This window comes from Pseudomonas sp. EL_65y_Pfl1_R83 (genome assembly GCF_963970695.1).
GTDB classification, from domain to species: domain Bacteria; phylum Pseudomonadota; class Gammaproteobacteria; order Pseudomonadales; family Pseudomonadaceae; genus Aquipseudomonas; species Aquipseudomonas tritici.
The window spans coordinates 1-8,772 of record NZ_CAXAQI010000032.1 but is presented as its reverse complement, the minus strand read 5'-3'; the positions used below and the strand labels follow the sequence as shown (position 1 = coordinate 8,772).

Genomic DNA, 8,772 nt, shown 5'->3' with positions numbered 1-8,772 from the left:
CGCACTGACCCAGTATCAGTGGGATGCAGCAGGCCGCTTGCTGAAATTGACTCAGCCTGACGGCGCAACGCGAGAATACAGCTACAACCCCTACGGAAAAATCACCGCTGAACGCGATGAACTGGGGCACGTCACCCGTTACGAATATGCGGACGGCTTGCACCTGATCAGTCGCCGCATAAACGCCGATGGAACCCAGGTCAACTACCGTTACGACAACGTCCGGTTGTTGCTGACCGAAATCGAAAACGAAGTCGGCGAAACTTACCGGCTCCAGTACCACAGCAACGGCCTGATCCAACAGGAAACCGGGTTTGACGGCCAGCGCACCGCCTACGTTTACGACCTCAGCGGCAACCTGCAAGAAAAGACCGAATATGGTGACGACGGCAGTCAGCTAGTCACTCGCTACGAGCGCGACCACGCCGGTCGACTCGTAAGAAAAACCCTGCCCGACGGCAACATCGTCGATTACGCCTACGACCGCCAAGGCAACCTCCTCAGCGTCGATGATGGCTACTGGGCCTTGGCCTACGAATACGATCCGCAAAACCGTCTTACCGCTGAGCACCAAGGTTGGGGCACCCTGCGCTATGGCTACGACGCCTGCGGCCAACTTCAAAAACTGCGCCTGCCCGACAACAACCGCCTCACCTTCAATCACGACAAAGGCGGACACCTTTCCACAGTTGAACTGAATGGTGCGGTACTGACCTCACACTTATTCAAAGCCGGCCAGGAACACCAACGCCAACAAGGCCACCTAATCAGCCACTACCACTACGACGACCAGCAACGCCTGCACGCCCACGCCGTTACCCAACAGGAACACTACCTTTACCAACGCCACTACGACTACGACAAAGCCGGCAACCTCACCCGCCTGAACGACACCCGCAAAGGCGAACACGATTACCACTACGACCCCCTCGCCCGCCTGACCCGGGCCTATCACTCTCAAAGCGAGCAGGAACACTTCGGCCATGACCCGGCGGGCAACCTGCTCATGCAAGACCGCCCCGGCCCGGACATCGTCGCCGGCAACCGCCTGATGATCCAAGGTGACCGCCATTACGACTACGACGCCTTCGGCAATTTGATCCGTGAACGCCGAGGCAAAGGCCACCAACTCGTCACCGAATACCGCTACGACTGCCAGCACCGCCTGATCAGTATTAAAAAAATTAACGGCCAAACCGCCAGCTACCGCTACGACCCCTTCGGCCGCCGCATCAGCAAAACCATCGACGGGAAAACCACCGAGTTCTTCTGGCAAGGCGACAAACTCATCGCCGAACACCACGCGGACCGGCACCGCAGTTACCTCTACGAACCCGACAGCTTTCGCCCGTTGGCGCTGCTGGAAGGCTTCGGCCCAAAAGACACCAAGCCCTACCACTACCAACTCGACCACCTCGGCACCCCACAGGAACTCACCGCCCCGGATGGCGAAATTGTCTGGTCCGCGCATTACCGCGCCTACGGCGAAATCAGCCGCCTCGACATAGGAAAAGTCGACAACCCGCTGCGCTTTCAAGCGCCAATACTTCGACCCGGAAAGCGGACTGCATTACAACCGCCATCGCTATTACAATCCGGATGTTGGCCGCTACCTGACGCCGGATCCGGTGAAGCTGGCGGGTGGGATCAATGCGTACCGGTACGTGCCCAATCCTACGGGGTGGGTAGATCCGTTAGGGTTAAGTTCATGTCCTGGCGGAGATGATTGCAAACCGAATGCTAATGCTCAAAACTCTGCGCCAAGTGTTAATGACGGAGAGCCCGCTTTACCGCATCTGACGCGCGCGGAGCGTCAGGCAAGAATTGATGAGCTTGCTGAGGCAAACGCCTATAGGCGTCTAGAAGAACTTGAGAAGGCAACGCCAGGAGCACACTTTGTGGAGAAACATGGCGCGCAGACAACGCTCGAATCTCAGCTCGAACGATTGAGTACCGCAAGAAACCCGACGACAGGAATTATCGAGCGTTACACATCAGGTCCAAAGACAGGGAAACCTAAATACCCACCCGCTGCAACGCATTATCTCAGCCACAGGGATCAGTTAAACTCGATATACCGAGCCCAGCTCATTTTTAGAAGAAACGGACTCGCTGCATCTTTAAAACCAATGGACATGGGCAAGATCATTGGCGAAGGATATTCAAACGATGGAATGGAATATAGTCAACAACGTAAAGCAAGGGTGATATTAAACAACCAAGGCGCCCCAAAAACCGCGTACACCGAGAAATGACCGAAATGAAAAACAAGCCTAGCATGTCAATAATCCGGGGACTATTGTTCACTTACGACATTGAAAATACAGACGACCTACAGCGAGAGAAACTTATCGCATCAAAAGACATAAATAACAAAAGAGAGCTTATAGAGCTTTTTGACGAATTAACCAAACCAGAATTCCTAGCTTATACAAAGACTGAACAAGAGTGGTTCATTGATTCGATAACGCATTTTCTAGCTACAAACGACAGTTTTGATGCAGTTTTTAAAAACATGGAAACTTATTTCAGTGCGCCCCTAATTGATCAGAAAAAATTCATGCACGTTCTTTTGAGCTGTTTAAAAAGCTACTACAACACGCATAAGTTAGAAAGCTGAAAAGTAAACCCCGTTCTCGAAGACAACATCGCCGCTTGTGGCTTGCTCGCGCTGGGCCGCGAAGCGGCCCCAGTCCAGGCAATGGGTATTTCAGATAAATAGGCATTGGCTGTTTGGGGCTGCTTCGCTGCCCAGCGCAGGGCAAGCCTGCTCACTGCAAGAGAACCTCAATCAGCAGAGATCAGCGCTTCGAAAGCTCCATAATCATCCGACTCAACAAATAAACCCGCGGCGCCACACTCTCCACCTCCGCATACTCCTGCGCCGTATGAATACCACCCCCGACAATCCCAAACCCATCCAACGTCGGCGTCCCCACCCCGGCCGACAAACTCGCATCCGCCGCCCCTCCACTGCCTTCAATCGTCAGTTTCTTGCCCAACTCCCCATAAATCCCCTGAGCAATCGCCACCAACTTGTCCGACTCCGGCGTCTGCGGCATCGGCGGTAAGCCGCGTTGCAGCGTGGTCTTCACTTCTGTCTGGGGAATCAGCTTGTTCGCCGACACCCGCGCCAAGTCTTTCTCGATCCGATCAAACTCCTCCGGCAACGCCGCACGCACGTCCGCCTTGGCGGTGGCTTGGTCAGGAATCACGTTGGTACGGTCGCCCGCGTTGAGCACGGTAAAGTTGATGGTGGTTTTCTTCTCTTCATCACCCAGCTTGCCCAGTTGCAGGATCTGGTGCGCAACCTCCATGGCAGCGTTGCGGCCGAGTTCCGGGGCGACGCCGGCGTGGGCGGCTTTGCCTTTGACTTCGACCAAGGCAGTGGCGCTGCCTTTGCGCCAGACCACCAGGCCGTCGGCTGGGCGGCCAGGTTCGAGGTTGAGGGTAACGTCGTGGGCCTTGGCGGTTTTGCGAATCAGCTCAGAAGCGGCGTCGGAGCCCGTCTCTTCGCTGGCGTCGAGCAGGAAGGTGATTTGCGCGTAGTCCTTGAAGCCTTGGTCCTTGAGGACTTTGAGCGCGTAGATGCCAGCGACGATGCCGCCCTTGTCATCCATCACGCCGGGACCGTAGGCGCGGCCGTCCTTGATGTGGAACGGTCGCTCGGCGGCCGAGCCTTCCTTGAATACCGTGTCCATGTGGGCCATCAGCAGGATCTTGGCTTTGCCGGTGCCCTTGAGCGTGGCAATCACGTGACTGTTGTTGGCCACTTTATCCGGCACCAACTCGATGCTGAAACCCAGCTGTTTCAGTTCATCAACAGCGATGTCGCGCACTTGGGTCAGGCCCGGCTCATAACCCGAACCCGAGTCAATGTTCACCAGGCGTTCCAGCAGTTTCAGGGCTTCGGCCTTGTACTGTTCGGACTGCGCCTGGATCTGCTTATGGGATTCGGCGCTGTAGGCTGGCACGGCGAAGGACAAGGCCAGGGTGGCGGCCAGGAGAGTACGCGGGAAATTGAAGTGCATGAACCGATCCTTGTTTTTTGTTGGATAGTGCCGCCACATCCTACCCCACCAACATGAAGCGGGGCCCGCCGATGGCCACGTTGTTCATGGTCATCATCGACAACGTGGTCACGCTGGGCAGTGCAGTGGCGGTGCGTAAGGTCAGTAGTGATTGCCTGGCGTCTATCAGGGCACCGGCAAATCGCCACTACCCCTCATAAGCTCAAAACCCTCAGTGGGAAAAGCCTCGCGCCAGCATCAACGCCACGCCCAGCAGCACTATTGCCGTGACCCGCTGCAACAACACGCGGCGCTTGGGGGTTTCCAGCACATGCTTGATGCGCTGGCCGAAGTAGCAATACAGGCAGCCGCTGGCGAATTGCAGCACCAGGAACGTCATCCCAAGGATGGCAATGTCCACCGTCGAACTCTGCCCACCGGTCCCGGCGAACTGGGGGAACACTGCGCTGAACATGATGAGGGTCTTGGGATTGGAAAACCCGGTCAGTAAACCCTTTCCGAACAGGCTGCGCGAGCCCTGCGCAGCGCCGATGCGATCGATCGACAGACCACTGCTGGTCCACTGTTTGTACGCCAGGTACAGAATGTAGGCCACACCGATAATCTGGATGCCCTGGGTGATGGCAAGGTTGCCCTTGATCAACGCCGAGAAGCCCACGGCGAAGATCAGGATCGATATCAGGTACGACACACTGGCACCGATCTGCGCCGGGATCGAACTGCGCAAGCCGTCGCGCAAGCCCAGGCTCAACAGCAGCAGGGTCATGGGGCCAGGGCTGAAGGTCATGGTGGCGCAAAACAGCAGGAAGTAGAGAAACGAAGAGAGGGTTAACGCACTTGTCATGGCCGGGGCACCGAGGAAGAGAGCCAGCAGTCTAGGCAGTAGGCGTTGCACAAGGCAGGTAAGGTGAGGCCTAATTCGCCCGAACTTCACCGGTAAAATAACCGGCAAAGACAAGGAAACTGCATGTTCGTATCGGCCATTGCCTTTATTGAGGGCACCCCTAAGGTGCAACAGATTGTCGAGGCGTTCAGCCAGGCCATCGAAAACAGTGAATGGGCGCCCGGCAGCAAGTTACCGTCGGTGCGCGAGCTGACCCAGACCCTGGGCGTGAGCAAATTCACCCTCAACGAAGCCCTCGACCGTCTGCGCGGGCGCAATCTGCTGACCTCCAGTCAAGGTCGTGGCTATTTCGTAGCAATAGACCGCGTGCGCCCGGCCACGGCGAACTGGGTTGATTTACTGCCTCAGGACCTGCTCAGCGTACTGCGCCGCCCGCTTGCCACGGCATATGGCGACCTGCGCCCCGGTGGCGGCCACTTGCCGGAAGCGTGGCTGGACAGCGAAGCCATTCGCCAAACGATGCGCAGCGTAGTGCGTGCGCCCTCGTTGCGCATCGCCGGGCTGGGCACACCGGCCGGGCTATTACCGTTGCGCCAGGCCTTGCAACAGAAACTCCACGGCGAAGGGTTGTCGGTATCGGTGGAGCAGATCATCACCACCCCCAACACCGTGCAAGGCCTGGACATGCTGATGCGCCTGCTGGCGCGCCCCGGGGACACCGTGCTGCTGGATACGCCGTGCTACTTCAACTTCCACGCCAACCTGGCCCTGCATGGCGTCAAGGTAGTGACGATCCAGCGCCGCCCCGACGGTTTTGATTTTACTGCACTTGAACAACTGTTGGCCGAACACCGGCCCAGCCTGTACCTCACCACCAGCGTGCTGCAGAACCCCACCGGCCAGTCCTTAAGCCCTGGCCAAGCGTTTCGCTTGTTGCAACTGACCCAGCACTACCAATGCCATATCGTCGAGGATGATCTCTACGGCGACCTGCACCCCAACCCACCGCCGCGCCTGGCTGCCCTCGCTGGCCTGGACCAGGTCACCTACCTGTCGGGATTCTCCAAGATCCTCAGCGCCAACGCCCGCGTCAGCTTCGTCGTGGCCGCGCCGCAATTGGCGGCCAACCTGACCAATATGAAGCTGATGAGCGGCGGCGTGACCTCGGAGCTGTTCGAACAGATCGTGTACCGCATGCTCAGCGAAGGCAGCTACGCCAAGCACCGCAAGCGCATGGTGCTGCGCTTGATGGAGGCCGGTGGGCGGGTCGAGCAATGGCTCAAGCGTTGCGGCTGCGAATTGCCCATGGGTTACGAAGGCGGGATGTTTATCTGGGCGCGCCTGCCGCCTGGGATCAATGGCGAGCTGCTGACCCAGGCGGCATTGAAACAAGACATGGTGCTGGCGCCGGGCGCGCTGTTCGGTTATGACCCGGCGCACCGCGACTCGATGCGCTTCAATGTGGCCCACAGTGATGAGCCACGGGTGCAGCAGGTGTTTGAGGCGCTGTTGCGAGGTGTCAGTTGAATCAACTCACGATGTCGCTCTGTTTCAATTTGCCGTGGACCATAAGGACCAAGGCGGGCTCGTCGGGCTTGGCGCTGATGCGCAACGTACTTATCTGAAGTGCCGGGTCATAGGTCACCATCGCTTCACCGCTGGCACCAGAAAATGCACTGACGAACTTCAGCGGCATGTCACCCAGTGTCGTGGTGATTCCGGACACGTCCACCCGGTCCTCACCGCTGACGAAATCCATGAGCTGGTCGGGGGCAGCCCAGGTGGACTCACTGGTCTTCCCATAAACAAAGACGTCATTGCCTTTGCCGCCCCACAAGATATCCGCCCCGCTCGCGCCGTATAAGCGGTCATCGCCATCCCTTCCCATAAGCGTGTTGACCGCTGCGTTGCCGACCAGCAGATCATTGCCCGAGCCGCCGATGGCGTTTTCGATGGTTGCGCCGTAGGCAATCGAGACATTGCCCTTGAGCTCGCCGACGTCAGAGAACGTCCCTGGTTCCAGGCTGACCTTTTGGTCCTGCTGATAGCCGGAAAAGTCCAATGTGTCATTGCCGCCACCATCCCAGATCGCAGCGACCATCTTGTCTTTGTCGGTCTTTAGGCTCAAGAAGTCCCGGTTCGTATTGGAGTTGAAACCGTAGGTGGTGTCGTCTTTGCGGGTTTCGTAGTTGGCGCCGTATTTCTTTTGATAGGCACCGATATCGTCCAGTTGCGGCGCCGACGCGCGGGTATCGCCATGGTCCATATAGCCTCTACCTACGCCAAAATAACTCATGCTGGTATGGCTTTCAGAGTCCTCGAAATACCCCGGCTTCGCTGGCCCGGAACGGGCGTCATATCGGCTGGGATGGCTCAGCCCCAAGGCATGGCCCAGCTCATGTACGACAGTAAAGCGACCTGCGTCGCCTTGAACGGCATGGGAAACGGCTTGATCCTCCGTTGTATCGACAAACCACACTTCGCCGCTTCGCGAGTCCTTGGGGTTTGGCAAATAAGTCTGCGGGTAGGGCTGGCCCTCTTTATTGGCCAAATGGGTGTAATTGCCGATGGTCAGATGACCTTCGCTGGTTGCTGTTTTCGGTCCCTCGCTAAACGTGAGGTTTGCCACGTCGGAAATGGATCGCAAACTGCGTCGGACCTGTTGTTTTTGGAGGTCGAAGACAGGCGTGAACCCAGCTATTTTACGGGGCTTTTTATCCTTGACTTCAGAGGCCCGGAATTCATAGGTCGCTTCATAATGACCATTCCCATTCTTGTCCGGCCAGCCGGCACTCCCTCGCCAGAGTCTCTCGATCGCCTCTTCAGGCGTTTTTGAAGGTAATCCGTTGTGTTGGATGCCTCCACCGCGGTCATCTCGGTGCTGAAACTGTTCAATCATCTGGTATGTGCTGCTCGCGCGTGAAGTAACGACTGTCATGAATGCACTCTTATCAGGCAATGAAGCCTGATCTTCCGATCCAGGGCACACACCCGGATGTGCGTTGAAGCTGGAAGTTCGAGCGATTCCGGTCAAGTGAAGCCATCGCTTTATTCCCGGATGGCGTAGGACGTCGAGCAAAGCTTGGCACTCCCCTGAGTATCCAACCCGCAATTTTGCTTCATCGTGTAGCGCCTTATCGCCCGATACACTGCAATACAAAGGGCACAAGGCAACCGCGTCGCCAATGGCTAGACTGCGCCGACCGCGACAAACTCTGGAGCGACCTGGACGAGATGGAACACCTGGTGCGCGCAGATCGAGATCAGTTTGTGAGGTTGAATCGGACGCCCTAAGCCTTACTCAGTCCGAATGTATAAGCCGGCTTGCCGGCGGCAGAAGCCCGGGTTCATCAGGCACACCGAGTCCATGCCTTCGCAGGCAAGCCCCCCACAGGGAAACGCGTACGCCTCATCGATCAGGTCGGCTAGCAGGCCGCCTCGGTTTTTGCTTTTGATGCAAGCCGGCCGCAACCATTAAAAGTCATGGGGGCTGTGAATTTTGCCCATGGCCCCTGCGACATTCGCTGCCCTCTTGCGCGTTGACCATCGTAGCCACACACCATATAGTGTGCCCACAAACAGAACAGACCACTACATAGTGTGCGGTATCGGTATTTATCGACCACACTATGCGCAGTATTTCAATGCCTGAAGCCTGCAAATTACTTATTTTTTGGCGGCTCCAAGGGCCGTCAAACCCGATCTGAAAGGAATATTTCGATGCTGAGTTGGGATGAAGTCGACAACGAAGACACCGGTGCAGCGGTGATCAAAGGCGCCAACGCCGGCCACGCCACCGAAGCCAACATGGACCGCCTCGACGGTGCCGGCGCTGCCGCCGCCATCGAAGCCCGCGCCGTCACCGCCAATGACTCCGCCGCCATCGTGCGCGCCAAG

General features: G+C 57.4%; 6 protein-coding genes and 2 pseudogenes. 5 read left to right on the top strand and 3 right to left on the bottom strand.

The genetic code is table 11. The annotated features are described in order from the left end of the window. Both AACY08_RS27330 and AACY08_RS27325 read left to right on the top strand, forming a co-directional pair. Positions 1-2,255 (top strand): annotated as a pseudogene (locus AACY08_RS27330) (RHS repeat-associated core domain-containing protein); the annotation flags it as partial. A gap of 5 nt (positions 2,256-2,260) precedes the next feature. Further along, positions 2,261-2,620, top strand: coding sequence for a hypothetical protein (locus AACY08_RS27325; RefSeq protein ID WP_339472240.1), 360 nt, complete (start codon positions 2,261-2,263; stop codon positions 2,618-2,620). Between the two features lie 181 nt (positions 2,621-2,801). Here AACY08_RS27325 and AACY08_RS27320 read toward each other — a convergent pair whose 3' ends face one another. Further along, positions 2,802-4,031, bottom strand: coding sequence for a M20/M25/M40 family metallo-hydrolase (locus AACY08_RS27320; RefSeq protein WP_339472239.1), 1,230 nt, complete (start codon positions 4,029-4,031; stop codon positions 2,802-2,804). 71 nt (positions 4,032-4,102) lie between these two features. On the opposite strand from AACY08_RS27320, the gene AACY08_RS27315 reads away from it, so the two are divergent. Further along, entirely contained in the window at positions 4,103-4,231 is a 129-nt protein-coding gene (locus tag AACY08_RS27315; protein ID WP_339472238.1) for a hypothetical protein, read from the top strand. Between the two features lie 11 nt (positions 4,232-4,242). Here AACY08_RS27315 and AACY08_RS27310 read toward each other — a convergent pair whose 3' ends face one another. Further along, a complete protein-coding gene (locus AACY08_RS27310) occupies positions 4,243-4,875 on the bottom strand; it encodes a LysE family translocator (RefSeq protein ID WP_339472237.1) in 633 nt (210 codons plus the stop codon). 123 nt (positions 4,876-4,998) lie between these two features. Between AACY08_RS27310 and AACY08_RS27305 the strand changes: the two genes are divergently transcribed. Further along, positions 4,999-6,402 (top strand): aminotransferase-like domain-containing protein, encoded by a 1,404-nt coding sequence (locus tag AACY08_RS27305; protein ID WP_339472236.1) that lies wholly within the window; start codon positions 4,999-5,001, stop codon positions 6,400-6,402. Position 6,403: 1 nt separating this feature from the next. Here the strand turns inward: AACY08_RS27305 and AACY08_RS27300 are convergent, their stop codons facing one another. Continuing rightward, the gene (locus tag AACY08_RS27300; protein ID WP_339472235.1) at positions 6,404-7,813 is read right to left on the bottom strand and encodes a M10 family metallopeptidase C-terminal domain-containing protein; all 1,410 of its coding nucleotides are present in this window, start codon (positions 7,811-7,813) and stop codon (positions 6,404-6,406) included. Between the two features lie 782 nt (positions 7,814-8,595). On the opposite strand from AACY08_RS27300, the pseudogene AACY08_RS27295 reads away from it, so the two are divergent. Further along, a pseudogene (locus tag AACY08_RS27295) lies at positions 8,596-8,772 on the top strand (ribonucleotide-diphosphate reductase subunit beta); the annotation flags it as partial.

Excerpts from the sequence above, each read along its gene's own strand:
- AACY08_RS27325 (WP_339472240.1), top strand. The coding sequence starts at position 2,261 with ATGAAAAACAAGCCTAGCATGTCAATAATCCGGGGACTATTGTTCACT.
- AACY08_RS27305 (WP_339472236.1), top strand. The coding sequence starts at position 4,999 with ATGTTCGTATCGGCCATTGCCTTTATTGAGGGCACCCCTAAGGTGCAA.
- AACY08_RS27315 (WP_339472238.1), top strand. The coding sequence starts at position 4,103 with ATGGCCACGTTGTTCATGGTCATCATCGACAACGTGGTCACGCTGGGC.
- AACY08_RS27320 (WP_339472239.1), bottom strand. The coding sequence starts at position 4,031 with ATGCACTTCAATTTCCCGCGTACTCTCCTGGCCGCCACCCTGGCCTTG.
- AACY08_RS27300 (WP_339472235.1), bottom strand. The coding sequence starts at position 7,813 with ATGACAGTCGTTACTTCACGCGCGAGCAGCACATACCAGATGATTGAA.
- AACY08_RS27310 (WP_339472237.1), bottom strand. The coding sequence starts at position 4,875 with ATGACAAGTGCGTTAACCCTCTCTTCGTTTCTCTACTTCCTGCTGTTT.